The following is a 25,514-nucleotide window of genomic DNA, read 5'->3' on the forward strand; positions in this document are numbered from 1 at the left end:
ATATTTATTTTCCAACCCAAAAGCGTCCCCATCCCAGTAATAGAAATTGCCGGATCTCTTTCATGCGATAATATTTTGATTTATAAGTTGATTAAAGGGAAAATATTTTCTAATTTTCAAGAAACATTAGTCATATGTATGCTCGCTTATTGCTGTTAATCAATTGCCTTCTGCTTCCTTTTCTGGCCTCCGCTCAAATTGATCAGACCATACAGAAATTGGATACCTATCACGAAAGTCATGTTACGGAAAAAATTTATCTGCATCTGGACAAAAATGACTATTCAGCAGGTGAAAATATCTGGTTCAAACTGTATTGTACCACGGCACCATTTAATTACCTGAGCAATATCAGCAAGATTGCGAATATCGAATTGATCTCGCCGACAAATAGCATTATCAAAAGCATTAAAATCCCCCTCACATTGGGCCTTGGCATCGGTGATTTTAGTCTATCGGACACACTCGTGGAGGGCTCGTACCGGATCAGAGCATACACCCGCTGGATGCAAAACGATTCCATCTCCAATTTCTATGAGCGGATTGTACCGATTACCAATGGTCGGGCAGACAATGTCATTACTCAAAGCACTCTCCTTCAAAATGGAACTGAAAATCTCTTCCAGATCAACTTAAAGACAATTCAGGGCGCGCCGCTAATAAACAGCAGCGTGAGCTATACCCTCCAACAGGATGGCCTAAAAGAAAAAACCGGGCGCTTAAAATCCAATGAAAATGGAACAATAGCTCTTGAGCTCAAAGATAATTTTAAGGGCGGAACATTATCCTTACAATTTTTATCATCAGATAAAAGACGCGTATTAAAGAATTTTACAATCCCAGATCCCAACCTACGGAACAGTATCCAGATTTTCCCTGAAAGTGGTGAGCTCGTAAACAATATTCTGAGCAAAACCGGGGTTAAAGTACTTACACCCGCCGGACTGGGCCTGAAGTCCAAAATCAAAATCGGAGAGGAAAACCAGGCTCCCATCATCGAATTTGAAACAAATGACCTCGGCATGGGCAGTATGCCGCTTATTTTAAGCACAGGAAAAAAATATATTGCCACGGCGGTATTCCCGGACGGAAATTCGGTGAGCACCTCTCTGCCTCAGGTAGCTGCCTCAGGCTACGTACTCACTGTCAACTCAGGTTTAAAAGATAAAATCGCCGCGCAATTATCGGCGACAGATGACCTCGTAACGGGTAAAGAAGTCTACCTCATTGCACAATACAATGGATTTGTTTTACATGCTGTTAAACAAAAGTTAAACGGGCCGGAAATATTATTCAACATTCCCAAACAGGACCTTCCTTCGGGAGTAATCCAATTATCAGTTCTGAATGAACACCTGGTTCCGATCATCGAAAGGCTCGTATTTAGTTACAATGCTCCAAAAACAATATTGCCAATAACCTTACAATTGAACAAGCCAACATTTACAACACGGGATCAGGTAATCGCAAATCTTTCGGTTAAGGAAGGTAGCAGTGATACTTCAAAAATAGCCGCACTCTCAGCTTCGGTAATCAACCTCAATAAGTCCGATTCTGCTACAGCGCAATATCATTCTTCGATTGTCTCCGAGCTGCTCTTGAAATCCGATCTCAGGGGCTTTATAGAACGTCCAAATTATTACTTTGAAGATCTGAACAATATTAAGTTCAATGAACTTGACAACCTTATGCTGATCCAGGGCTGGCGTAAGCTAGATTGGAAAAATTATCTTAATACGACGAATAATGCGTACCTTCCGGAGAAGAGCCTCGCAGTCTCGGGCACTGTTAAAAAAACCGGACGAAAGGCACTTGTTCCGAATGCAAAAGTTACTTTAGTCCCCACGAGCAATATGATGCTAAGTATAGATACGCTGACAGATAGTGATGGTAGATTTGCCTTTGATAACCTATTTTTTGCGGATAGTATCAAGTTTATTGTCACCGGGAATGGTCAAAAAGAGAAGAATAGAGTCGATATACTTGTTGACAATCCCCCTTCTCCTGCTGTCAAGGAAAGTAAAGACAAGCCACTGATGCAGAATGACATCAACACCAAGCTAATCAACCAGCTCAAGGATAATCAGCAATTTCTGGCCGAACTTGAAGCTGCCGGTATTATTCAAAAAAGCATCAAACTGGAAGAAGTTCAGGTCAACAGGGTCAGAGCCAATAAAGCAGATAAAAATTCAAGAAACCTCAATGGCCCCGGCAATGCAGATCAGGTGATTACGGCCGAGGACCTATCTACCTGTGCGACCCTAGAGCAATGCCTTGCGGGGAGATTAGTGGGAGTTATTTTCCAAAACGGAGTTCCTTACAGTACCCGATCGATGGGATTAAATGGCGGCAGTCCCATGCAGGTAGTACTAGACGGCATGTATATTGAGCCTGACCAGATTAGTATGATCAACGTCCCGGATATCGCGAGCATCGAAGTGCTGAGAAGCGCTGGAAACACCGCCATTTATGGGATGTATGGCGGCAACGGTGTATTGGTAATCACCAGTAAATCTGGCGATGCGATGTTATCCACCTATACGCCAACAGGAATAATTACCATTTTACCCAAAGGTCTGCATGTTAATCGCAACTTTTTCAAACCACAATATAATAGCACACAGAAACAGGTGCTTAATCGTGACCTGAGAACAACAATCGCCTGGGAACCAAATCTGGTAACAGCTAAAAACGGAGAAGCCAAATTTGATTTCTATACTTCGGATGAACCCGGAACATATAAAATCACGATTGAAGGAATTGACATGGAGGGAAAAATTGCACACCTAGAATATTTAATGGAAGTAAAGCCACAATAGCAAGCCGAACAAACCGTTATACATTTAAATAAACTCATTATGGAGCATATCAAAACCCAAGTAGAAGACCATATTTTAAGCATTTTTCTGGATCGAGGAAAGTCAAACGCTATCGATACGCTATTACTGAAAGAGCTGATAGAGACGTTGGAGATAAATCGGGAAAACGACGCCGTTCACGGCGCAATTCTTATTGGTAAAGAGAACTTTTTCAGTGCGGGGCTTGATCTCATCACCTTATTTGGCTATAATGAGGATCAAATCAGGGAATTTTGGAATCTTTTTTTGGAGGCTACCTCGCTATTGGCGTCATTTCCAAAACCAATCGCTGCGGCCATATCCGGTCATAGTCCTGCCGGAGGCTGCGTATTTGCCCTATGCTGCGATTATAGGATCATGGCCGAGGGTAATTTTGTCATCGGGCTCAATGAAATACCCGTTGGGTTGATTGTTCCCGAAAGCATTTTTCAACTGTATGCTTTTTGGATTGGAAAACGGACTGCGTATCAAAACCTGCTTGAGGGAAAACTCTTAACTCCAGATGAAGCAAAAGCACAAGGTTTAGTGGATGATGTCGTTCCGGCAAACATGCTTTTTAATACCGCAGCAAAGAAAATAAAACAGATCTCACAGTTTAATCAAAAGACCTGGCAGACCTCCAAACTGAACTTCAGAAAAGAAATAATTCTTAAATTGCGCGAGAATAGAGAAGAAACTATTCAAGAAATCCTCGTCCAATGGTGGCTGCCATCGACAAGGTCAATATTAAAGTCGATCATAGATAACTTGACTTCAAAAAAATAGTATTAAAAAAATAAAAACAACATGAGAAATCTCTTTTTCTTTGTTCTGGTCTGTATCTCGATAGGTGTATTCTCCTGTAGAAACAATAAAAAGGAAGACAAGGCCGTAAAAATTGCCCAAGATTCTATCCCCTTAGATACGATAAGCAAACCCGACACACTCGAAAAGGAAGTCAAAAAAGAGGATACAGAAACATTAGAGCAAGTTTTGGAAAAAATAGCCAAAGCGTATATTGATCAAGACAGCAAAACAATCAATAATTATATACATCCCAAATTAGGTATCTATATCATCTATCGCCCGGGGGCACTGGACTCGTATGTGCACCAAAACAATTTTAGCTTTGCCAAACCGGTGCCAGAGTATCACTCGTATGAAAAACTGAGTTACAAAGGACCTTTAAAAGCTGGAAAGCTTCCCGTTTTTGACTGCGGCACAATGAAATGGGATAAACTCGGTTTTTTTTATGACAAAAAATCCCGCCCAAATGAACTGTCACAAACAGCCAAGTTTATGAATGAGATTTTAGACGCAAAAATTACGGGTAACGAATTAAAACGATTAAGAAATATAGAAATCAGAAGTTATCGCGCGATAATGACCTCCAATGAAAGCGAAGAACCATTTGTTTTTCACGTTACAAAAGAAGGAGAAAAATGGTACATTACAGTTATTGATCGTGCATATGCGGGTTGCGATGCCTAAAAGATTTTTTTACATTTAGCCATATTTAATGATAATGGGAAATTTAGATAAAGACATACAAAAGAAAATTGATGACTGGTTGACCTCAAGTTATGATGTGGAAACAAGAGGTGCGGTTCAGAAGTTAATAGATGATCAGGCAGAAACGGAACTGATCGATTCATTCTACAAGGATCTCGAGTTTGGAACTGGAGGATTAAGAGGAATTATGGGCGTTGGCTCCAATCGCATGAATAAATATACGATTGGAAAAGCGACACAGGGCTTATCGAACTATCTTAAAAAGCAATTTCCTGATCAGGAAATCAAGGTAGCGGTAGCATACGATAGCCGTAACAACTCGCAATCTTTTGGTCACCTTGTAGCCCAGGTATTTGCTGCAAATGGAATCAAGGTTTATCTCTTTGACGAATTACGTCCTACACCAATGTTATCTTTTGCCATCCGCCATTTTGATTGCCAGAGCGGCGTCATGTTAACGGCTTCACATAACCCGAAGGAATACAATGGTTATAAAGCCTATTGGAACGACGGCTCGCAATTGACTGCCCCACATGATGAAAATGTGATCGATGAAGTCAATGCAATCGCCTCCGTAAAGGATATTCAGTTCGAAGGAAATAGCCAAAATATTATCCCTGTCGGTGAAGAAATTGACCAGATTTATATTGATGCCAATAAGGCATTGAGCATACACCCCGAGGCGGTGCGGGCACAGAAAGACTTAAAAATAGTCTATTCTCCGATCCATGGTACAGGAATTACAATTGTACCCAAAATGCTCGCATCATGGGGTTTTGAAAACGTTACGGTAGTCACCGAGCAGGCAACACCGGATGGAAATTTCCCAACGGTGATCTATCCAAATCCGGAGGAGGAGGACGCCATGGCCTTGGCGAAGAAAAAAGGCGAAGAGATTGACGCGGATCTCGTTTTGGCCACTGACCCCGATGCTGACCGTGTCGGAATCGCCGTTAAAAACAGCCGGGGACAATTTCAGTTACTCAATGGTAATCAGATCGGCAGTTTGCTAATCTACTATGTATTGAGTGCAAAGAGTGACCTACAACAATTGGGACAAAACCCATATATCGTTAAAACAATTGTAACCAGCAACCTTCAGGCAGATATTGCCGATCATTATCATGTAGCGCATTATGAAACCCTTACTGGCTTTAAATATATTGGCGAACTGATCACAAAATTAGGGGATTCGGCCCAATATCTAGCCGGTGGAGAGGAAAGTTATGGCTACCTCGTCGGTGACCTGGTCAGAGATAAAGATGCACCTAATTCCTGTGCTTTCCTGGCTGAAATGACCGCATATTTTAAATCAAAAGGCAAGACTGTCTATGACGTATTGTTGGAGATCTATCAGGAATTTGGCTGCTATCAGGAAAAACTGATTTCCTTAACGAAAAAAGGAAAAGCCGGAGCCGAGGAAATTCAGGCCATGATGGCCGGGTTGCGTCAAAATTTACCAACGAAACTCGGCGGAATCGAAGTCAAGGAAATTCGGGACTATCAACTTTCCCAAGCTACTGACATGAAGACAGGAAATAAGAAAGAGATTACACTTCCCAAGTCGGACGTCCTGCAATTCATTACGACCGATGGTGACGTGATTTCGGCAAGACCTTCAGGTACGGAACCCAAAATCAAATTTTATTGCTCCGTTAAGGGGATACTTCAGGATAAAAAGGACTATCTGAATCTTCAACATATATTGGAAGAAAAAGTGGACCGCATGATGAAAGATATTGTTGGTTAAATGGAGAAGTGGAAACTACTATCATCTGAATATATCTGCAAAGAGCCCTGGGCAACATTACGGCGGGATACATGCGAACTGCCCGATGGACGCATCAACGACCATTATTACGTGCTGGAATATCCAGATTGGGTCAACATGGTCGGGATTACGGCACAAAACGAGTTATTGGTAATCAGGCAATACCGTCACGGAGCAGGGATCCTTTCTTTAGAAATTCCGGCGGGCACAATGGAGCCGGGTGAAAATCCCCAAGAAGCCGCTATACGGGAAATGCTCGAAGAAACAGGGTATCAGTTTGAAAAAATCGAAGAGATCGCTACGCTCTATGCCAATCCGGCAACAAGCGGTAATGTTACGTATACCTATCTCATGACCGGAGGACAGAAAGTTCAGGAACAGGAACTGGATGAACACGAGGAGATCGACGTTTTCCTTATCCCGCTTAAGGAAGCAAAAGCCATGCTGCTGGACAACAAATTTAGCCAAGCCCTGCATAGCAGTGCATTGTTCTATGCTTTTAATAAATTAGGCTTGTTTTAAAACAAGCCTAATTTTATTCTGTTTTTTCCTTTCATACTTTAATTTTCACTAGACTTTTGATTTTTGTACCTTTGTGCCATGGCAAGAGAAATTTTTGAAACCAAGCGAAAGGCCCTGAAGATAAATCTAAACCCCGAGATTTACGGAACCTTCGCCGAGATCGGTGCTGGACAGGAAGTCGCACGTAACTTTTTCAATGCAGGCGCTGCATCAGGTACCATTGCGAAAACAATGTCAGCTTATGACATGGCATTCAGCGATGCCATATACGGTGAAGAAGAAGACGGCAGATATGTCAGCAGAACTCGTTTACAGAAGATGCTTTCCCATGAATTTGACTTGCTGACCCAACGATTGCACGGTGATAAATATTGCAATAAAAAATTCTTTGCCTTTGCGGACACTGTCACCACGCTGAATTTCACCAAAACAAATGAACCCCATGGATGGATTGGTCTCCGTTTTCAGCACGAGGTCGGCGGACCTACAAACGATATTATTGTTCACATCAGACTCTTGGATAGCGACAATCAGCTGCAACAAAAGGTATTGGGCATTATCGGTGTGAATTTGTTGTTTGCAGCCTACTATTATGCAGAAGATGTGCAGACCATGATTGAATCCCTGGTCGATAACTTATCCATAGGATCTGTCGAAATTGATCTGGTTAAATTAAATGGCCCTCTTTTTGAAAATGTCAACCAACGCTTGATTAATTTATATCTCATTGCCAAAGGCTTCGCTAAGGCGGCTATTTTCCAACCCGATGGTAAAGCGGTACAGATCAAGGATTATTTATACAAAAAGAACATCATCTTACTCCGCACAAAATACCGTCAGAAATCACTTCCTAACTTCGACCTGTTTAACCTTGCCGTCGAACAGTTTAAGAAAAACACAGGGGCTACGGATAGTGACACCATTGTTTTGATCGAGGTTTTGATGGGAAATGTGCTGGAGGATACGCATGAAATTACAGATGAAGATCTCCAAGAATTCGCATCAAGAGCAGATGAGTTATGTGCCACAGGCAACAACATTATCGTCAGCAACTTCCGTAGAAATAATCATCTCGCTGAGTTTATAAGCAACTTTAAACCTAAGAATATCGGAATTGCGACAAACGTTTATAACTTAAAGAACATCTTTAATTCGGACAACTATAATAAAGAGCTGTACACCAATGAGCTACTATCGTACATATCCGGCATGTTCAATAAAAATGTAAAGCTTTACGCGTATCCTTACCTATTGAAAAAGGAAAATAAAATCATCACCACGCAAAATATGCCTGTTTCCGAAGAGGCAAAACCTCTATTTGATTTTTTGATCAAGAACGGATACATCATTGATATTGAAAATTACGACGAGAAATTTGTAAAAACCGTATAATATACGCTTCGTTAAAAATTAATTTATTATATAGTCCAATTTAGTTAAATTGGACTATATTTATTTCCAGTCCTTATGAAGCAAGAAAATGTAATACTCGTTGATACTAATGATGCCGTGATTGGCAGCATGGAAAAATTTGAAGCCCATGAAAAGGGCTTGTTGCATCGGGCATTTAGTGTTTTTTTATTTAATGATCGGGATCAGCTTCTCCTACAGCAAAGGGCCCTGGATAAATACCATTGTGGCGGGCTTTGGACAAACAGCTGCTGTTCGCATCAACGCCTCGGAGAGAGCAATCTGGATGCTGCAGCGAGACGCCTGACAGAAGAGCTCCAGATTGAGGCAACAGCGCTATATGATGCCTTTTCATTTGTATACAGTGCCCGATTTGACAATGGCCTTACCGAACATGAATTTGATCATGTCCTGATTGGAAAATTCAGTGGAGCGCCTGATTTTAATCCGGCAGAAGTCGCCGCCGTACAGTATATGGGTCAACAGGAGATCGAAGACGAAATCACGCACTTCCCGGAGAAATTTACACCTTGGTTCAAGCTAATCTATCAACGTGTATTTGAAACCTATTTGGACAAATACAAGAAGTAAGATAACGCCCATACTCCATCAACGGCACGATAATAGTAGCGCTAGGGGCTGCTAGCCCTGCAAATAAAAAAGAGCAATTCTATCAAAAATTGCTCCCCTCATTTTATACTGTTCAAGAGATCACTATAGGTATTTCTTATAGATGGAATACATAATCTTTAGATCGTTTTCACCCAAAAATGCGGTATTCACATCCTGTTGGATATAGTGAATCTTAAATGCCTTTATTGCCGCGTCTAGATTACTGACATCATAACCAATAATACGTAAAGCCATTTTTGGGTTAAAGTCAACAGGAGGTGTTTCCAAAAATTCTTCATACCAATAGCCAAACCCCTGATCGGCCAGCCTTTTCCAAGGGAATCGTGACGGATCATTTTTACGTGTAGGGGCAAGATCCATATGACCGATGAAATTTGCCTGCGGAATGCTATAGGTATTCTTTAGATAAGTCAATAGCTGTATCAACGCATTTACCTGCGCATCCGTCCAGGGATCCGTTGTCCCATTATTATCCAGTTCAATACCTATGGACGAAGAATTCAGATCGGTATTATTTCCCCATTTACCCAGACCGGCATGATGCGCACGGTACAGATCATTCACCATCTGCACCACCTTACCGTCCCTACCGACAACATAATGTGAACTTACTCCTGCTTTTGCAGAATGAAAGGTTCGAATGGTCTGCCCGAGAGAATCCTGAGCCGTGTGATGAATTACCACAAAATTAGGCTTCCGGATACCAAAATTGATGGAGGCAATCCACTGCTGATCTTTGACATTTACTTTTTCCAGCTGTCCCGTTACGGGAGAGGCGCGATATAAATTAGAGAACTCCTTCGCTTGATTTTTATATACTTTCTCGGTCTTCGCATATTTATTGCCCGCACAAGAAGTAATCAATGCCGCAGCAACAAAAAGATTGAATGTTAATGTTATCCTCATATCGAAATGTTTCAACACAAATATACTTCCAAAATACGACTCTAGGGTAATTGTAACTTAAATTGGTACAATAACTTTCCGTTCCTGTAGTACTTTTCACGAAATCATTCCTTATTCACACCCGGTTTGTTTCTACCATAATCTGATCATCAAAAAAGTCCGGACGGGATGTCCGGACTTTCTGCGATCTATAGAACTATTTGTTCTTTATTTTATATTTTTTTAAGACGGTTACGCCTCAGCATATTCTTCGATCGAAGGACATGAGCAGATCAATGTGCGGTCTCCCTGAGAATCGTTTACACGACCTACTGAAGGCCAGAACTTACGCTCTCTCACATATTCCAAAGGATAAGCAGCCGTTTGACGACTGTAAGGTCTATCCCACTCATCTGCGGTAACCACTGCCGCTGTATGTGGAGCATGCTTCAACACGTTGTTTGACTGTTCAGCTTCTCCAGCCTCCACTGCAGCAATTTCCTGACGAATAGCAACTAATGCATCACAGAAACGATCCAATTCAGCTTTAGATTCTGACTCCGTTGGCTCAACCATCAATGTGCCTGCAACAGGGAAAGAAACTGTTGGCGCATGGAAACCGTAGTCCATCAAACGTTTTGCGATATCAGCAACTTCGATACCTACATTTTTGAACCCCCGGCAATCAAGGATCATCTCGTGTGCACAACGTCCATTGCTACCTGAATAAAGTACTGGATAAGCATTTTCCAAACGCGCCTTAATATAGTTTGCATTTAGAATTGCCGTGCGTGTAGCATTGGTCAGGCCTTCACCACCCATCATCGAAATATAGGCATGGGAAATGATCAAGATTGACGCTGAACCAAATGGCGCAGCAGAAACTGCCGTAATTCCTTCTTCTCCGGATGTTGAAACAACTTGGTGATTAGGCAAGAAAGGCACTAAGTGTTTAGCAACACCGATCGGTCCCATACCAGGGCCACCACCACCGTGAGGAATACAGAATGTTTTATGCAAGTTTAAGTGACAGACGTCAGCACCAATGTGGCCCGGGCTTGTCAAACCTACCTGCGCATTCATATTTGCGCCATCCATATATACTTGGCCACCATTGGCATGGATGATTTCACAAACTTCAATGATTGATTCTTCAAATACACCGTGCGTAGATGGATAAGTCACCATTAAGGAGTTCAGATGAGCAGCATGCTCTTCCGCTTTTGCTCTTAGATCTGGAATATCAATGTTTCCAAGTTCATCACATTTTACCACGACCACTTTCAAACCAGCCATTGAAGCCGATGCAGGGTTAGTACCGTGTGCAGAAGCTGGAATCAAACAGATGTTACGACCATGATCGCCACGGCTCTCATGATAAGCACGGATAACCATTAGCCCTGCGTATTCACCCTGTGCTCCTGAATTCGGCTGGAAGCTCATTTTAGCAAAACCTGTGATCTCAGACAACCAATCGTTCAATTCACCGATCATCTGCATATAACCTGAAGTTTGGTCTGCTGGTGCAAATGGATGTAATCCACCAAATCGCGCCCAGGTAACAGGGGTCATTTCAGCTGTGGCATTTAATTTCATGGTACATGAACCCAATGGGATCATCGAATGGCACAGCGATAAATCTTTTGCTTCCAATGATTTAATATAGCGTAACATTTCATGTTCAGAATGGTAGCTATTAAAGTTTGGATGAGTTAAGTACGCTGAGGTACGAACCAATTCAGCAGGGATCGAGGAACCTAAGTTTTCTTCTAAGGTATCGAAATCTACATCGTTCAATGTTTTGCCCTGAATTTTTGCAAACACTTTTACGATTGTTTTGATATCTTCATAAGTTGTTGTCTCATCGATAGCAATGGAAACCTGTGAACCTTTGTAGTAGAAGTTCAACTCATTGTTCAACGCCTCAGATTTTAATGCGCCCGCATGTGCACCTAAATCCACACGGAGGGTATCAAAGTACGCTTTATTCAATTGGGCATAACCCAATGATTGTAATGCTTGATCCAATAAACTTGCTAAAGCATTGATACGGGATGCAATATTTTTAATTCCTTCGGGACCATGGTAAACAGCGTAGAAAGAGGCCATAATAGCCAATAAAGCCTGCGCCGTACAGATATTGGAAGAAGCTTTATCACGACGGATATGTTGCTCACGTGTCTGTAAAGCCATACGTAAGGCATACTTTCCATTGGAATCAGAAGTTACACCAATGATACGTCCGGGAATATTACGTTTGAAGCTATCACGTGTAGCAAAGAATGCCGCGTGTGGACCTCCGAATCCCATCGGCACACCAAAACGTTGTGAGTTACCGACAACAACATCTGCCCCCCATTCTCCCGGAGGAGTCAACAGCGCCAAGCTCATTAGATCGGCGGCAGCACATACCGTAATGTTTTTACCGTGTGCTGCGTCAGCAAATGATTTGTAATCAACGATTGAACCGTCTGCCGCTGGATATTGCACGAATGCAGCAAAAACGTCGTCTGTCAATTCCGATTCTTGAATAGCTGTGATTTTCAGCTCGATACCGAAAGATAAGGCACGCGTTTTCAATACATCTATCGTCTGTGGATAGGCATTTTCAGAAACCAAGAATACATTTGCTTCTTTGTTTTTACGCGCTGAGTAAAGCATAAACATAGCTTCAGCTGCAGCCGTAGCTTCATCCAATAATGAAGCGTTTGCAATTTCCAATCCAGTAAAATCAGAAATAACGGTCTGGAAGTTTAACAGTGCCTGTAAACGACCTTGTGCAATTTCCGCCTGGTAAGGAGTATATTGCGTATACCATCCCGGATTTTCAAACACATTGCGTTGAATTACACCCGGAAGGATCACGTCATAGTATCCTTGACCAATAAAAGATTTAAAAACTTTATTTTTCTCTGCAATTTCCGCTATCCGCTTTAAATAGGCAACCTCAGACAATGCTTTTGGAAGATTTAAAGGTTTTGGGGCACGGATTTGAGAAGGGACCGTTTGGTCGATTAGCTGGTCAATTGACGTTACGCCCAATTTGGCCAACATTTCATTCGCTTCAACTGGACTTGGGCCATTGTGGCGACTTTCGAATTTTTCTTGGAAGTGTATATTGCTCATGTGTGCAAAAAGTTAACGCTTATAGACAGTTAGCGACATAATAATTAGGTAATTAACTCTCTTATAAACAGTCGTTTTTTGGATGAGCAAAGATAGCAAAATAAATGACTGAAAACGAAGCAAAAAAGTGTATAAAAAGTCAGTTTTAACAACGCGCAGATATGCAATCGATTGTCCTATATGCATTAAAATTCAAATAAAAACAAACAACCAAAGTTCATGTTGAAAATATACCAAATAAATCAAAGATAACTTAACAGAATAATAAAAAATGAAAGATTGAAGATATTCTTTTGCAATGGCGCCGATTTTTCAATACATTAGTATAAGTACCAATTGTAAAGTGATTTCTGACACTGTTCAATGATTCAAAGGGATTTCACGCATAGTGCAGCATTGCTGAAAATCGAAAAGAGAAATCGGGCTTTTACTGCAATGGGACTCATAAAAACAAGCATATCATTCTTTTTAACAAATATAAACCAGCGAAGTAACGATTATAAATCATGAGAAAACAGGTAACAGACAGTGTACTCCTAGTAAGACCCTCTGTCTTCCGCAAAAATGAGCAGACCGCAGTCAATAATTTTTTTCAAAGGGACATTGAAAACTTAAGCGGTGAAGATGTAAATAGGGAGGCACAAAGTGAATTTGATGCCCTTGTCAATGAATTAAAATCACACGGCATTTTAGTGACGGTCATTCAGGACGATGAAAAATCGGAAAGCCCGGACAGCATATTTCCGAACAATATTGTCTCTTTCCACCAGGATGGCAAAATTATCTTTTATCCGATGTTTGCCCCCAACCGTCGAAAAGAGCATTTATTGGATTTTGAGGGTCCATTGAAACAAAACGGTTACTATGTAAAGTTGATTAAAGACTTAAGTGAGGCCGAAAATAACAGACAATATTTAGAAGGAACCGGGGCCCTTGTACTGGACCGAACACACCGTATTGCTTATTGTGCGCTGTCGGAACGCGCGGACCGCACCATGTTGGACGAATACTGCAGAACGGAAAATTACACTCCGATCGTCTTTCATGCATTTCAGACAGTCAATGGCGAACGCAGACCTATCTATCATACCAATGTGGTATTGGCGGTGGGAGAAGATTTTGCAATCTTATGTCCGGCTGCGATTGACAATCAATCCGAACGGGAGGAGTTGTTCAAGAAATTAAAAGAAACTGGAAAAGAAATCATCGAGATCAACGAAAACCAACTGGAAAATTTTGCGGCAAACTGCCTCCAGGTCAGAAATAAATATGGCAACCGTTTTATCGTATTAAGCGATAAAGCATTATCCTCATTGACCCTTTATCAAACGGCACAATTGGAAAAGCATGGAAAAATCATCCATCAGGATTTACATGTTATTGAAACCTGTGGCGGAGGTAGTGTCCGCCATATGATGGCAGAAGTATTCCTTCCAAAAGAAAAAGTGATGAATGCTTAAGGCATTCATCACTTTTTGAAACTCAAATTCCATCAGGATACAGCTAATGAATCTCTTTTTTTTCTAATTTGTTGATCTTTCTTGTATCTGAACCTGATATTACATCAGACTTTTGCCCCTTTATTGTTATTTTTGATTCAATTTTAAAAGGCGCGGCTATCTAGTCAGACAGCCGTGTCCTGCTTTTCTAAACTATTTAGAAAGAATAACGTAAGCCCAGCTGGAATTGGTATGGGTTGCCGGAGGGGGTAACGATACCTGAATTGTTTACATTGTAATTAAACTGCTGCTTGGCAACATCAAAAGGAATCAGCTTTTCTCCGGCAGCATCTTTGCCGCCTAACGCATATAGATTTTGATTGCCTAGAGACTCATTTATGCCCCAAGTTTTCTTAAACAAGTTGGCAACGTTGAAAAGATCGCCCGATATCTCCAATGCGTGGTTCTTATATAAATTGAATTTTTTAGCAATTCGGAGATCGATCAAACCATAAAAACCATTCACCCCACCATTACGTTCTGCTATTTTACCCTGATATTCCTTGATATAATCTTTAAGACTCTGACTCGCTTCTGGGTTATTCAACAGATTGTTGAGTCCGGTAACCAGCTGTTTTGAAGTATTCGGGTTATTCGGGTCAAAGATAAAGGCCAAATCATTATCTCCGGCGACAAAGTCTCCATTGATGTTACCGCCTGCGAGTAAACTATACCGTGTCCCGCCGATACCTGAGTAGCGAACGCCGACACTAACCCCGTAAAATGTGGGTAAAGTTCCGTAAATAACAATCTTATTACGGAATTGATTGTTCGAATAGCTCATTTTGCTCAAATCGCGAGGATCATCTTTCACCGCTAGGGATAAGGTAGCCGTATTGGCCACATTCCCGTTGAAGGAAGTATTGTCTTTTGCATCGTTCCAGGTATAACTAACCGAGATCGTTCCATCCTTGTAATACTGATAGCTTGCATCCAGGACGACAGCAAACTGATTGACTTTCCCCTCAGAATTCAATTCCAAAACTCGGCCAAATTTATCTGAAATCCGTCCTTTTTTCCAATCCGGAGCTCCATCAACGATGGATGCCGCAGGAACGAATACGCCTCTATTATCCTCATTAGCTAATCTAAAGAAAGGATCCTGTACCATATTTCGATCTACGTACATATAGTTATTGCGTCCCAAATTCATATATCCTGAAAGACTCGCTTTCAGCTTCTCCGTAAAAAAGTGGGTGTAGGAAATATTTGCTTTATACACGACCGGGATTTTGGCATCGGGACCATAGGTATTGATGGTCGGGACCTGAAACTGGGCCAAAGTGGGCGTGGATGATGGATCGTTTCTATAGCCGACAAAATTTGGTGTAGGTACATCAGCCCCACGAACATCAACAGTAGCAAAGTGTTTACCATCGAAAGTAAGGTTATTGATCGTCATATAGTTATTGATATCCGAGGCAAAAATACCCCCGCCCACACGGAAAAAGTCTTTACGCTCCTCATTCACATCCCAGGTCATCTGAAAACGCGGTTGTACCACAAAAGACTTCAGTTTATGATCTGTACGTACTCCGACCTCTTTTAGCAATTCTTCGTTTAATGGAGAGGTTGGATAATGACCATAATCCAGTCGCAATCCAGCTACCAAATCCAATCCTTGTGCTAATTTAGTTTGTAATTGCCCGTACACACCGGCATTGAATATCTTACCGACCACTGCTGGATCACTCATCAAAGGAACTTCACGATAGTAAGCATATGGCTTCATGTCGTCAAAGTTCTGCATAGCCGTTTTTCCATCACTTGGTCTAAAATGGAAGCGGCCATTGACCTCACTTCCGTAAATGGAATTTGCATGGGTATACATCAGGTCCACACCAAAGGTGTAATTGATATTGTCGGTGCTGTAATAGATATTATCGACAAGCTGAAATACATTATTTTTAAAGGATTCCTGCGCAAAACGATGCCCGCCCAATTGCAATGTGGTCTTTTTATCTTCCCCGGCAACTTTGGAGATCGCATCTTCTACAATTGCACGTGGAATATTCTGGCCGGGTAAAAGGTCTCCCGGACTACTTTTCTGATAGGTATAAAGATGTTGTACTTTTAACTCATTGGTTACCTTAGGGGAAATGGTGGTACGCAATGTAGCCAGTAGGCTGTTGTCGATATTCTTGTCATTCCCGTAAGATTCATATAAAGTAATTGGTTTGTTGTCTTGAAGCCCAAGCTTATTGTTGTCACTTGTAAAGTTATTACGGATTGTCAATAAGTTATTATCATTGATTTGCCAGTCAATACGTCCAAAAATCGCATCGGAGCCTCTTTTCTTGTCAAAAGCACCATATTGGCGTTCGTTTCCCAATCCGTACTTTTTCCGCCCGATATTGACAAATTCATCCAATGTCGCGTTTGTAACATTAAATCTTTTTTCATCGGCTTCAGAGTTGATATCAGCAATAATCAAGGGACGGGAGTCTTGCTGATGATCCCAGGCAACAAAATAATGGAGTTTGTCTTTTATAATGGGACCACCCAATGTAAAGCCATATTGATAAGTGGAAAAATCGTTGCTTCGTTTGTTTCCCCGAATATCATAAGGACTCGACAACCAGTCTGCTCGCGAATATAACCAGGCACTACCCTGTGTCTTATTTGTTCCTTGTTTTGTCACGGCACTGACCGTACCCCCTCCGGCTCTCCCATAAGTCACATCATATTGATTGGTCACAACTTTAAACTCCCGTACTGCTTCAATAGAGATCGAAAAAGGAGCACCACTCCGGCTTGTTGTCGAACCCGCAGAAGTCGGGTTTTTCGCGTTCATACCATCAATGGTAAAATTGGTAGAAGACCCGAGCTGACCACCGATATTATCGCCCTTGCTCAACGGAGATAGATCCATTAAAGACGTAAAATTACGGCCATTGACGGGTAGTTTCGCAATATCCCGGGCTGTAACCGCTGTTGCGGCACCCAAGTTCTCTATTTTATTCTTGAGGGTGCTTACACCAGTCAATTCAACTGTTTCCAGTACATTTGAAGCATTCTGAATCGGAATGTTTAACCGGATCATATCCCCTTGGTTTAGCGTAAAGCCGGAACGAACCTGCTCTCCGTAACCGATATAAGTCACTTTAATGATGTACGGGCCTCCCAATGGAAGCTCCTTGAAATTGAAATCGCCATTGGCATTGGTAGATGTTTTGGTGGTAAAACCTGTAGATTCGTTACGAACCTCTACTGAAGCCCCATGAACGCCTTTGTTATTCTCGTCCGTAATTTTTCCGGAAAATCCTGCTTGGGTTGTTTGCGCATACAAACCTGTTCCTATCGCAATGGCACAAGTCGTAAGTAATATTTCTTTCATTTAGTTGTTGGTTGTAATATGGCAACAAAACTACTCTGACAGTATTAACAGAAGCTAAACGAAATATTATGAAATTATAAACAAAGCACGACAAAACGAATTAAGGAAAAATAACGAAGCAAAAAGAAAAGACAGAGGGGATTAATCATAAAAAAAGTCAGTGAAACACTGACTTTAATATAAGATTGTAAATTTAAAATCCAGGGGATTAAAATACTTATAAAGATCTCTAAAGAGGTTATCACCATATTTTACATACAACAAGGCGAAGTTTTCCGATCGCTCCTGTAGTCCCCCTCCGGGAAAGAGCTTTTCTTTTACATTGTCTATATCTGCCAATGCATGCTGATGGTTTCGTTTTTCTGCTTTCATCAACTTTTTTTCCAGGTTGTTCATCGCCTTTTTCAAGCGAGCTTTTATCGCCTCGGTGCTGGGGCCCAGACTTGGATCGATTTTGTGAGTGCGCAACCTTATCTTTCCAAAGATCGCATTCAGTTCCATCCATTCATCATTAAGGTTTAATCTTTCCTTGGTATGACGGCGTACATACTCCTTCTTCAAAACCTCTGCTGGCCGAAAGATGCTTTTGAAGGTTAGATCAACACGAAAAAGCTTCGCGGCCACATTATCTTCGGTAATCATCGCTGAATTTCGCGGAATCAGGATGGGAAAATCTATTTTGTACTGATCAAAATTAGATTTCAGTTGCATCCAATAGACCATTTCAGCTCCACCGCCGATATAGGCTAAATTGGGAAGGATAACTTCCTGATACACTGGACGCATCACTACATTTGGACTAAAACGCTCAGGATGGGCATCTATTTCTTTTTCCAGCTCTTCCTTGGTAAAATATATATTTTGATGCAGCACCTCATATCGGCCGTCTGCAGTCAGAACCAAGCGTTCTCTAAATTCATCGGTCAGATAAAAGAAGTTGATTTCCCGCGCATGCACCTGTGTAGAAAAACCCTTTGACTCCAGTTCTTTAGACCTCTCCGTGATGGCTTTAAAGCTATTTTCGGATAAAATATCCGTTTTGATAATCGGCTTAAATAACTCCTTCAGTGCTTTATCATCTGCATCAATAATCAAAAGACCATAGGCTTTAAAAAGTTCGTTTACCATATAACGTGTTGCGTCAGCCAACCTCGAGTGTTTCAGGTATGCTTGCTCCACAATAGCTGTGAGCTTAGCAGAATTGTCAGAAAGACCAAGGATGTTAGTGTATTGCTTTACTGCATCGACAATTGAACTAGTATCCATCCGTCCTGTAGCCGATACCGCAGGTATTTCCCAGGCAATTTTCTTTCCGTAGACTTTCGTATGATTAATTTCTTCAAAATCATGATCCTCAGTAGCCATCCAATATACCGGTACAAAGTTTTTGTCCGGATGTTTGGCATGTAAGTCTTCGGACAGACGTATTGCCGTCATGATCTTAAATATAAAGTACAAGGGCCCCGTAAAGATATTCAGTTGGTGGCCCGTGGTAATCGTATAGGTATTCTCCTGCAACAACAAATCTATATTTTTGGCGACGGCGGGAGAACCCGGCAACAATGTCGCATATTGAGCTTTTAGGCGCTCCACGAGAATGCCACGGTGGTCAAAATGTTTTTTTTCGTGCAATTGCTTTTCAAAACCGTCAAATGTAGGCCAGTGTCCAACAAACGGTTTCAGCGCCTCGTCATGAGCCAGATAGGCCAACAATGTTTTGGAGAAACTATTTGTCTCACTATATTCGATATAAGTTGCTTTCATATATGCTGATTGTACGATATACAAATGTATTTAGTTTGAGCGGACAAAATACTGATTTTTAATAAAAAGCTCATTCCACTTTTAAATTATATCATTCTATTGACAAATGTCCAAATAAAACCCTGATACTTTCTCCGGCATCAACAGCGATATACATCCACAGAAGATTCTCCCTAACCAATAATCCAAGCCTAGCAAGCTCATTGACGCCCCAATGAAAAATTACGAGTCAAAAAAAAGACTGTTCAAAAAAAGAGCCTCCCTTGTATTTCGGGAGGCTCCAGCATATATTCTTAATGACCTTTATCGGTCAACCGAGTATTATTTTTTGACAATTTCGCCATAGAGATCGAAATCTTCCGCACGGTCGATTTTTACCTGAACAAAATCACCGATCCGCGCATAGGAATCCGCCGCTGAAATCAAGACCTCATTGTCCACTTCCGGAGAATCATATTCTGTTCGCCCGATAAAATAATCTCCGTCCACACGATCGACTAATACCTTATATGTATTGCCCACTTTCGATTGATTAATATCGTAAGAAATTCCTTGTTGAACCTCCATAATAGCCTCAACACGTTCTTCTTTTATTTCTTGTGGAACATTGTCCTCCAAGGTATGCGCATGCGTCTTTTCCTCATGGGAATAGGTAAAACAGCCCAAACGGTCAAAACGAGTTTCCTCCACCCATTCCAACATCTCTTGAAAATCCTGCTCCGTCTCCTCGGGGTATCCACAGATTAATGTCGTACGCAACGCGATGTCAGGCACTTTATCCCGGATCGCATTGACAAGGTCGATCTGTTTCTGTTTGGTTGTCCCTCTACGCATAGACTTCAACATTGGGTCTGAGATATGCTGCAATGGCATATCCAGGTAATTACAGATATTTGAACGCTCATTCATTGCATCCAAAATATCCATTGGAAAACCAGAAGGATAGGCATACTGTAAACGGATCCACTCAATACCATCTACATCGGACAAATGACGCATCAGGTCTGAAAGATTACGTTTCCCATAGATATCCAATCCATAATAGGTTAAATCTTGCGCTATTAAAATTAATTCCTTAGTTCCATTTGATGCCAAAAATTTCGCTTCCTTAACCAAGTCATCAATTGATTTGGAAACATGCTTACCGCGCATTAATGGGATTGCACAGAATGAACAAGGGCGGTTACAACCTTCTGCGATCTTAAAATAAGAAAAGTGGGAAGGAGTCGTCAATAAGCGTTCGCCCAATAATTCATGGCGATAGTCCGCTCCGATAGAAGCGAGTAAATCAGGCAAATCATTTGTCCCGAAATAGGCATCCACACTCGGAATTTCAGCTTGCAGTTCGGGTTTATAACGTTCCGAAAGACATCCGGTAACAATCACCTTATTGATCTTACCTTGGTCCTTTAATTCTGAATATTGTAAGATTGCATCAATAGACTCCTGTTTAGCATTGTCAATAAAGCCACAGGTATTGATGACAACAATGTCATTCTCCTGTATATTGGAGGCCTCATGGACAACTTCCATCTGATTACCTTTCAGTTGTCCCATCAGCACTTCACTATCGTGAATATTTTTCGAACAGCCCAAAGTAACGACGTTGACACGTGGTTTATTGATCAAAGGGACAGATTTCGTATATTTTGTCTTCATATGATTAGAAGGGTTTGTCGAGAAAAAAAAAGGGCTGATCAATCATTCCTAAGCAAAGAATGACAACCTTATTTCTGACAATAATTTTAATTTTCTATTTGAAAAGGGAGTCTACAAATTCCTTTTTATTAAATAATTGGAGATCGCCAATTTTTTCGCCTACACCAATGTATTTCACAGGAATCTTAAATTGATCAGATATCCCAATGACGACACCGCCTTTCGCTGTTCCGTCCAATTTCGTCAGCGCCAAAGCGTTTACGTCTGTCGCTTGTGTGAATTGGGTACATTGCTCTATGGCATTCTGACCTGTAGAAGCATCTAAGACCAACAAAATTTCATGTGGAGCGCCGGGAACGACTTTTTGCATGACATTTTTAATCTTGGTCAATTCATTCATTAGACCAACCTTATTATGTAAACGGCCTGCGGTATCAATAATACAGACATCTTCCCCATTAGCAACAGCAGACTTAACCGTATCATAAGCGACAGAAGCGGGATCCGAACCCATTGCCTGTGCCACAACGCGCACTCCAACACGCTCGCCCCACAACTTAAGCTGATCCACAGCTGCGGCACGAAATGTATCTGCGGCGCCTAACACGACTTTACTTCCAGCTTGTTTGAGCTGGTGGGCAAGTTTGCCTATTGTTGTCGTCTTACCAACACCATTCACTCCGACGACCATAATGACATAAGGTTTATGATCTCCGTAATTGAAGTTTTCAAAATCTGAGCTGTTATTTTCGGCAAGTAAGGTCTGAATCTCTTCTTTCAGTAAATTGTTTAGCTCTGAAGTGGAGACATATTTATCTCGGGCAACACGCGCTTGAATGCGGTCTATGATTTTTAAAGTCGTCGTAACCCCCACATCAGAAGTAACCAAAACCTCTTCCAAATTATCAAGCACATCGTCATCTACAGTAGATTTACCCACTACAGCTTTCGTTATCTTGGAAAGAAATCCTTCTTTGGTTTTTTCCAACCCCTTGTCTAAGGCTTGCTCTTCTTCTTGTGTTTGCGGTTTTTTCTTAAAAAAATCAAATAATCCCATGGAGTGTTTAGTGAAAATTGATGTCCAAATATAAACAAATGTCCTCAACAAAAAAAGCCCTTTCGGTAGGATACCAAAACGGCTATTTTTATCGAATTCTTTTTAAAGAAAAACTTTAAAAAAGGAAAATGTTACTAGTTATTTTTTTGAGCTTCTGCAAGCACGTCTTTCACTTTATCGTTGTGAACCATACCTTCTTTGAAAGTATACGCGCCAGTTTTTGCAGATTTAGTAGTAACAATAACCTTTGTAAATTCTTTACCGCCACCTTTTTGTAACGATGCAACTGCTTTCTTTGCCATGGTATTTAAATATTTTTACTCAGCCCGCTATTTGCAAGTGCTAAGAATGGGTGAATTACTTAATTTCTTTATGAACAGTAACTTTTCTCAATACTGGATTGAATTTTTTCAACTCCAAACGCTCAGTTGTGTTCTTTTTGTTTTTAGTAGTGATGTAACGAGACATTCCCGGAAGACCACTTTCTTTGTGTTCAGTACATTCTAAGATAACTTGTACTCTATTTCCTTTTTTAGCCATTGTTTTACTTTATTTTGAATCCTAATATAGGATTGAAATTCATGAATAATCTTAATGTAACAGGCGATAAATCAATATTAAATTGATCCTTTAACGATAAATTTATTGATCGCAGCTGTAATGCCGTTCTTGTTGATGGTCTTGATAGCAGAAGTAGATACTTTCAACGTAATCCAACGATCTTCTTCTGGAATGTAAAAACGTTTAGTTTGTAAATTTGGATAGAATTTACGTTTAGTTTTAACGTTTGAGTGAGAAACGTTATTTCCTGTTAACGCCGCTTTGCCTGTTAAATCACAAATTCTTGACATGATATTATCTTTTTTGTTGTCTTTATTACAATATGTTAATCCTTTGCACTCTCTGCAAAGAGTTTGCAAATATCTATATTTTTTTTTAGATAAGCAACAACATTATGGGAATTATTTTTAAAAATAGTTCTACACAGGAACGGTATGGGCAAAAATAAAGCATTTTATTGTATTATATTTGCTCTGTAAACAAAAATAGTTTTCAACAATTCACATTTATGAACAAATATCTTCGCAAGGGCCTAAGAGAAATAATCATCGGCACGTTGTTCGTTATCCTAGGTTATTACCTCATGGAGCAACGATCTAACTGGTACAAGTTAGCCATGATCATCGGAGTTATTACATTCGGTATTGGTATCCTGACATTAATCTATCGAATGATTCGGAAAGTGGACCGCGATGCACTTATTGAAATGCGTGAAGAGGCTCATAAGGAGGAAATTCATAAAAAAGAAAAGGAAGGGGATGCTGAACAAAACTAGAGGTATCGTCTTAAAAACAACGAATTATTCGGAAAGCAGCCTCGTTGCACAGATATATACCGAATCCTTTGGTATGCAATCATACCTTATTGCCGGCGCACGTAAGCCAAAGGCCAAAATCAAAGCCAATATCTTACAGCCTCTGCATCTACTTGAAATTATAGCAACGCATAAGGACAATGGCTCACTACAGCGTATTTCCGAAGCCCGGCAGACACCAGTATTACAGGAAATACCTTACGATATTATAAAAAGTTCATTAGCTCTTTTCTTAAATGAAATATTGTACAAAATATTGAAAGAACAGGAAAGTGATCCTTATCTATTTGAATTCATCCATCAGTCTGTCCGCTGGTTAGACGAAACACATCTCAACCTGGCCAATTTTCACTTGGTATTTTTAATCAAACTAACGCGATTCCTTGGATTTTATCCAACGGTTTCCAAACGAGCTCTTCCTTATTTTAACCTACATGAAGCAACGTTTTCAAATCTACTGCCGGAACATCCATTCGTGCTTCAGGAACCCCACACATCAATTTTTCGGAGCCTGACTGAAGCTGAATATTCAAATTGTGACCGTATCAGAATGTCCAGTACAGACAGGCAGTTTTTATTGGAAAAATTATTGGATTTCTACCGCCTTCATCGCACAAATTTCAAGGAGATAAAATCGCTGTATATTTTGGAAGAGATTTTTAGATAAAACATCTGTCCTATTAGATCCTTTTTCAAAAGATTGTCTATTTCCTACTCAGAACCAATTAACAGGCTTTTCACCTAAATAAATACTTGTTGCTTGTTCAAGTTTCGGCAAAGACGCTATTTTCAGACACTTATATATCTATAATAATTGTTTTCCCAGATAAATTCTTGGTACATTTATTGTAACAGAATTATATTAACATTTTGATTTACTAACATATTTTTCACCTAAAAATCTTAAAATTATATGGAAATTAAAGAAGCCTTTTTAAAAGTTGTCCGAGACAACTACGCAAATTTTGAAGGTAGAGCCCGCAGAAAAGAATATTGGATGTTCGTGCTCGCTGTATTTGTATTATTCTTTGCACTTGGTATTGTCGGTGGCATTTTATCTGTGATCAGTGATACATTAGGCAGTCTGTTTTACGGCATTATGGGCCTTGCCTATTTGGCCATACTGGTACCTGCCTTAGCTGTTACCGTAAGAAGACTTCATGATACCAACAAATCCGGCTGGTTTATATTTGTATCATTAATCCCATTTGTAGGTGGAATCTACCTATTCTATTTAGAGATTTTAGAAGGTGACAAAGGTCCCAATCAATATGGTCCGGATCCAAAGGCCGTTGAAAGCGGGACAAACCATCCATTCAATCAGCCACAAGATCCATTTGGTTCTTCACAACCGAATAACTCCTTTGGAAGTTCACAGCCAGCACAAAATACGGGGAACAATGATCCGTTTGGAAATTCACAAACGCCTCCTGCACCTTCAACACCTCCTGCAGATAAAGATCCATTTGCATAGGTCGTTCTAACGGAACAAAAAAAGAGCTTTCATGGTAATGAAAGCTCTTTTTTTGTCTTGTGATTGCGAAATTTTCAGCGAAAGTGAAATTCAGCGAGATCAATGTCTATGTTTCTTTTTCTTCTGTTGTCCCGGAGCAAAATCTTTAGCTGATTGTTCTCCATAATATTTTTTTGCCTGACCTGGAGGCATGCCTTTTGGTCCACGCCCATGTCTATGCCCATGATGGGTGGAATAACATGCGGACATTGAAATTGCCATCACCACAGAAAGGATTACTATTAAAGTACGTTTCATGTTAAACATCTATTTGAAACATTTATGCAATTATCAGTCCAAATTTTATTTCAATAAAAAAGCCCATGCTTATCGCATGGGCCTTTTCACAATAAATATATCTTGAATCTAATTAGATAACTCTTACATTTACCGCATTAAGACCTTTACGGCCTTGTTCAACTTCGTAAGATACATTGTCATTCTCACGAACTTTGTCAATTAATCCAGAAACGTGAACAAAAATCTCGCTCTCGCCTGAATTAGGGATGATGAAACCGAAACCTTTGGTCTCATTAAAGAATTTTACTTTACCTTCTTGCATGGCACTATTTTATTAATTTCCCTAAAGGTATAGAAATAAAATCAAAAATCTT

Annotated in this window: 22 protein-coding genes; 11 read left to right on the top strand and 11 right to left on the bottom strand. The window is 40.5% G+C overall.

Annotation, left to right across the window (positions count from 1 at the left end; all coding sequences use genetic code 11):
- Positions 1–134: 134 nt before the first annotated feature.
- The 7 genes from DCO56_RS19145 (at position 135) to idi (ending at position 8,643) form a co-directional block, all read left to right on the top strand.
- Positions 135–2,819, top strand: coding sequence for a carboxypeptidase-like regulatory domain-containing protein (locus DCO56_RS19145; RefSeq protein WP_108635363.1), 2,685 nt, complete (start codon positions 135–137; stop codon positions 2,817–2,819).
- A 39-nt stretch (positions 2,820–2,858) separates the two neighbouring features.
- Entirely contained in the window at positions 2,859–3,623 is a 765-nt protein-coding gene (locus DCO56_RS19150; protein ID WP_108635364.1) for an enoyl-CoA hydratase/isomerase family protein, read from the top strand.
- 21 nt (positions 3,624–3,644) lie between these two features.
- Positions 3,645–4,328, top strand: coding sequence for a hypothetical protein (locus DCO56_RS19155; RefSeq protein WP_108635365.1), 684 nt, complete (start codon positions 3,645–3,647; stop codon positions 4,326–4,328).
- A gap of 34 nt (positions 4,329–4,362) precedes the next feature.
- Positions 4,363–6,099, top strand: a complete 1,737-nt coding sequence (locus DCO56_RS19160; RefSeq protein WP_108635366.1) for a phospho-sugar mutase — start codon at positions 4,363–4,365, stop codon at positions 6,097–6,099.
- Entirely contained in the window at positions 6,100–6,642 is a 543-nt protein-coding gene (locus tag DCO56_RS19165) for an NUDIX hydrolase (RefSeq protein WP_108635367.1), read from the top strand. It abuts the gene before it with no gap.
- 78 nt (positions 6,643–6,720) lie between these two features.
- Positions 6,721–8,034: a nicotinamide mononucleotide adenylyltransferase gene (locus tag DCO56_RS19170; RefSeq protein ID WP_108635368.1), complete on the top strand. Its 1,314-nt coding sequence runs from the start codon at positions 6,721–6,723 to the stop codon at positions 8,032–8,034.
- 75 nt (positions 8,035–8,109) lie between these two features.
- The gene (idi, locus tag DCO56_RS19175) at positions 8,110–8,643 is read left to right on the top strand and encodes an isopentenyl-diphosphate Delta-isomerase (protein ID WP_108635369.1); all 534 of its coding nucleotides are present in this window, start codon (positions 8,110–8,112) and stop codon (positions 8,641–8,643) included.
- A 123-nt stretch (positions 8,644–8,766) separates the two neighbouring features.
- Here idi and DCO56_RS19180 read toward each other — a convergent pair whose 3' ends face one another.
- Together DCO56_RS19180 and gcvP are read right to left on the bottom strand one after the other, a co-directional pair.
- A complete protein-coding gene (locus tag DCO56_RS19180) occupies positions 8,767–9,591 on the bottom strand; it encodes an N-acetylmuramoyl-L-alanine amidase (protein WP_108635370.1) in 825 nt (274 codons plus the stop codon).
- 231 nt (positions 9,592–9,822) lie between these two features.
- Positions 9,823–12,696 carry an aminomethyl-transferring glycine dehydrogenase gene (gcvP, locus tag DCO56_RS19185; protein ID WP_108635371.1) on the bottom strand — a complete coding sequence of 958 codons (2,874 nt, stop codon included), beginning with the start codon at positions 12,694–12,696 and terminating at the stop codon, positions 9,823–9,825.
- 506 nt (positions 12,697–13,202) lie between these two features.
- Between gcvP and ctlX the strand changes: the two genes are divergently transcribed.
- Entirely contained in the window at positions 13,203–14,156 is a 954-nt protein-coding gene (ctlX, locus tag DCO56_RS19190; protein ID WP_108635372.1) for a citrulline utilization hydrolase CtlX, read from the top strand.
- A gap of 196 nt (positions 14,157–14,352) precedes the next feature.
- On the opposite strand, the gene DCO56_RS19195 is transcribed toward ctlX, so the two are convergent.
- From DCO56_RS19195 to rpmB, 7 genes are all read right to left on the bottom strand, one after another.
- Entirely contained in the window at positions 14,353–17,532 is a 3,180-nt protein-coding gene (locus tag DCO56_RS19195; RefSeq protein ID WP_108635373.1) for a TonB-dependent receptor, read from the bottom strand.
- Between the two features lie 174 nt (positions 17,533–17,706).
- A complete protein-coding gene (gene bshC, locus DCO56_RS19200) occupies positions 17,707–19,296 on the bottom strand; it encodes a bacillithiol biosynthesis cysteine-adding enzyme BshC (protein WP_108635374.1) in 1,590 nt (529 codons plus the stop codon).
- Between the two features lie 321 nt (positions 19,297–19,617).
- Complete coding sequence (rimO, locus tag DCO56_RS19205) at positions 19,618–20,955, bottom strand: 30S ribosomal protein S12 methylthiotransferase RimO (RefSeq protein WP_108635375.1); 1,338 nt, start codon at positions 20,953–20,955, stop codon at positions 19,618–19,620.
- A 94-nt stretch (positions 20,956–21,049) separates the two neighbouring features.
- A complete protein-coding gene (gene ftsY, locus DCO56_RS19210; RefSeq protein WP_077436836.1) occupies positions 21,050–22,012 on the bottom strand; it encodes a signal recognition particle-docking protein FtsY in 963 nt (320 codons plus the stop codon).
- Positions 22,013–22,146: 134 nt separating this feature from the next.
- A complete protein-coding gene (locus DCO56_RS19215; RefSeq protein ID WP_104384714.1) occupies positions 22,147–22,314 on the bottom strand; it encodes a DUF4295 domain-containing protein in 168 nt (55 codons plus the stop codon).
- Positions 22,315–22,369: 55 nt separating this feature from the next.
- The gene (gene rpmG / locus DCO56_RS19220) at positions 22,370–22,552 is read right to left on the bottom strand and encodes a 50S ribosomal protein L33 (protein WP_002998409.1); all 183 of its coding nucleotides are present in this window, start codon (positions 22,550–22,552) and stop codon (positions 22,370–22,372) included.
- Between the two features lie 77 nt (positions 22,553–22,629).
- On the bottom strand, positions 22,630–22,863 hold the full coding sequence (rpmB, locus tag DCO56_RS19225; protein ID WP_046672597.1) for a 50S ribosomal protein L28: 234 nt from the start codon (positions 22,861–22,863) through the stop codon (positions 22,630–22,632).
- A gap of 218 nt (positions 22,864–23,081) precedes the next feature.
- Between rpmB and DCO56_RS19230 the strand changes: the two genes are divergently transcribed.
- The 3 genes from DCO56_RS19230 to DCO56_RS19240 all read left to right on the top strand — a co-directional run bounded on the left by DCO56_RS19230 (position 23,082) and on the right by DCO56_RS19240 (position 24,861).
- A complete protein-coding gene (locus tag DCO56_RS19230) occupies positions 23,082–23,348 on the top strand; it encodes a signal peptidase (protein ID WP_108635376.1) in 267 nt (88 codons plus the stop codon).
- A complete protein-coding gene (recO, locus tag DCO56_RS19235) occupies positions 23,332–24,054 on the top strand; it encodes a DNA repair protein RecO (protein ID WP_108635377.1) in 723 nt (240 codons plus the stop codon). Before DCO56_RS19230 ends, recO begins: the two co-directional genes overlap by 17 nt.
- Before the next feature lie 246 nt (positions 24,055–24,300).
- Entirely contained in the window at positions 24,301–24,861 is a 561-nt protein-coding gene (locus tag DCO56_RS19240; RefSeq protein WP_108635378.1) for a DUF805 domain-containing protein, read from the top strand.
- A gap of 99 nt (positions 24,862–24,960) precedes the next feature.
- Here the strand turns inward: DCO56_RS19240 and DCO56_RS19245 are convergent, their stop codons facing one another.
- Together DCO56_RS19245 and DCO56_RS19250 are read right to left on the bottom strand one after the other, a co-directional pair.
- Positions 24,961–25,158, bottom strand: a complete 198-nt coding sequence (locus DCO56_RS19245) for a quinol oxidase subunit 4 (RefSeq protein WP_108635502.1) — start codon at positions 25,156–25,158, stop codon at positions 24,961–24,963.
- Positions 25,159–25,270: 112 nt separating this feature from the next.
- Positions 25,271–25,462, bottom strand: a complete 192-nt coding sequence (locus DCO56_RS19250) for a cold-shock protein (RefSeq protein ID WP_104384719.1) — start codon at positions 25,460–25,462, stop codon at positions 25,271–25,273.
- Positions 25,463–25,514: the final 52 nt, after the last annotated feature.

It is taken from the genome of Sphingobacterium athyrii, from assembly GCF_003071065.1.
In the GTDB taxonomy this organism is placed as follows: Bacteria; Bacteroidota; Bacteroidia; order Sphingobacteriales; family Sphingobacteriaceae; genus Sphingobacterium; species Sphingobacterium athyrii.

Bases quoted from the DNA above. Each gene is read 5' to 3' on its own strand.
- DCO56_RS19145 (WP_108635363.1), top strand. From the start codon at position 135: ATGTATGCTCGCTTATTGCTGTTAATCAATTGCCTTCTGCTTCCTTTT.
- DCO56_RS19150 (WP_108635364.1), top strand. From the start codon at position 2,859: ATGGAGCATATCAAAACCCAAGTAGAAGACCATATTTTAAGCATTTTT.
- DCO56_RS19155 (WP_108635365.1), top strand. From the start codon at position 3,645: ATGAGAAATCTCTTTTTCTTTGTTCTGGTCTGTATCTCGATAGGTGTA.
- DCO56_RS19160 (WP_108635366.1), top strand. From the start codon at position 4,363: ATGGGAAATTTAGATAAAGACATACAAAAGAAAATTGATGACTGGTTG.
- DCO56_RS19165 (WP_108635367.1), top strand. From the start codon at position 6,100: ATGGAGAAGTGGAAACTACTATCATCTGAATATATCTGCAAAGAGCCC.
- DCO56_RS19170 (WP_108635368.1), top strand. From the start codon at position 6,721: ATGGCAAGAGAAATTTTTGAAACCAAGCGAAAGGCCCTGAAGATAAAT.
- idi (WP_108635369.1), top strand. From the start codon at position 8,110: ATGAAGCAAGAAAATGTAATACTCGTTGATACTAATGATGCCGTGATT.
- DCO56_RS19180 (WP_108635370.1), bottom strand. From the start codon at position 9,591: ATGAGGATAACATTAACATTCAATCTTTTTGTTGCTGCGGCATTGATT.
- gcvP (WP_108635371.1), bottom strand. From the start codon at position 12,696: ATGAGCAATATACACTTCCAAGAAAAATTCGAAAGTCGCCACAATGGC.
- ctlX (WP_108635372.1), top strand. From the start codon at position 13,203: ATGAGAAAACAGGTAACAGACAGTGTACTCCTAGTAAGACCCTCTGTC.
- DCO56_RS19195 (WP_108635373.1), bottom strand. From the start codon at position 17,532: ATGAAAGAAATATTACTTACGACTTGTGCCATTGCGATAGGAACAGGT.
- bshC (WP_108635374.1), bottom strand. From the start codon at position 19,296: ATGAAAGCAACTTATATCGAATATAGTGAGACAAATAGTTTCTCCAAA.
- rimO (WP_108635375.1), bottom strand. From the start codon at position 20,955: ATGAAGACAAAATATACGAAATCTGTCCCTTTGATCAATAAACCACGT.
- ftsY (WP_077436836.1), bottom strand. From the start codon at position 22,012: ATGGGATTATTTGATTTTTTTAAGAAAAAACCGCAAACACAAGAAGAA.
- DCO56_RS19215 (WP_104384714.1), bottom strand. From the start codon at position 22,314: ATGGCAAAGAAAGCAGTTGCATCGTTACAAAAAGGTGGCGGTAAAGAA.
- rpmG (WP_002998409.1), bottom strand. From the start codon at position 22,552: ATGGCTAAAAAAGGAAATAGAGTACAAGTTATCTTAGAATGTACTGAA.
- rpmB (WP_046672597.1), bottom strand. From the start codon at position 22,863: ATGTCAAGAATTTGTGATTTAACAGGCAAAGCGGCGTTAACAGGAAAT.
- DCO56_RS19230 (WP_108635376.1), top strand. From the start codon at position 23,082: ATGAACAAATATCTTCGCAAGGGCCTAAGAGAAATAATCATCGGCACG.
- recO (WP_108635377.1), top strand. From the start codon at position 23,332: ATGCTGAACAAAACTAGAGGTATCGTCTTAAAAACAACGAATTATTCG.
- DCO56_RS19240 (WP_108635378.1), top strand. From the start codon at position 24,301: ATGGAAATTAAAGAAGCCTTTTTAAAAGTTGTCCGAGACAACTACGCA.
- DCO56_RS19245 (WP_108635502.1), bottom strand. From the start codon at position 25,158: ATGAAACGTACTTTAATAGTAATCCTTTCTGTGGTGATGGCAATTTCA.
- DCO56_RS19250 (WP_104384719.1), bottom strand. From the start codon at position 25,462: ATGCAAGAAGGTAAAGTAAAATTCTTTAATGAGACCAAAGGTTTCGGT.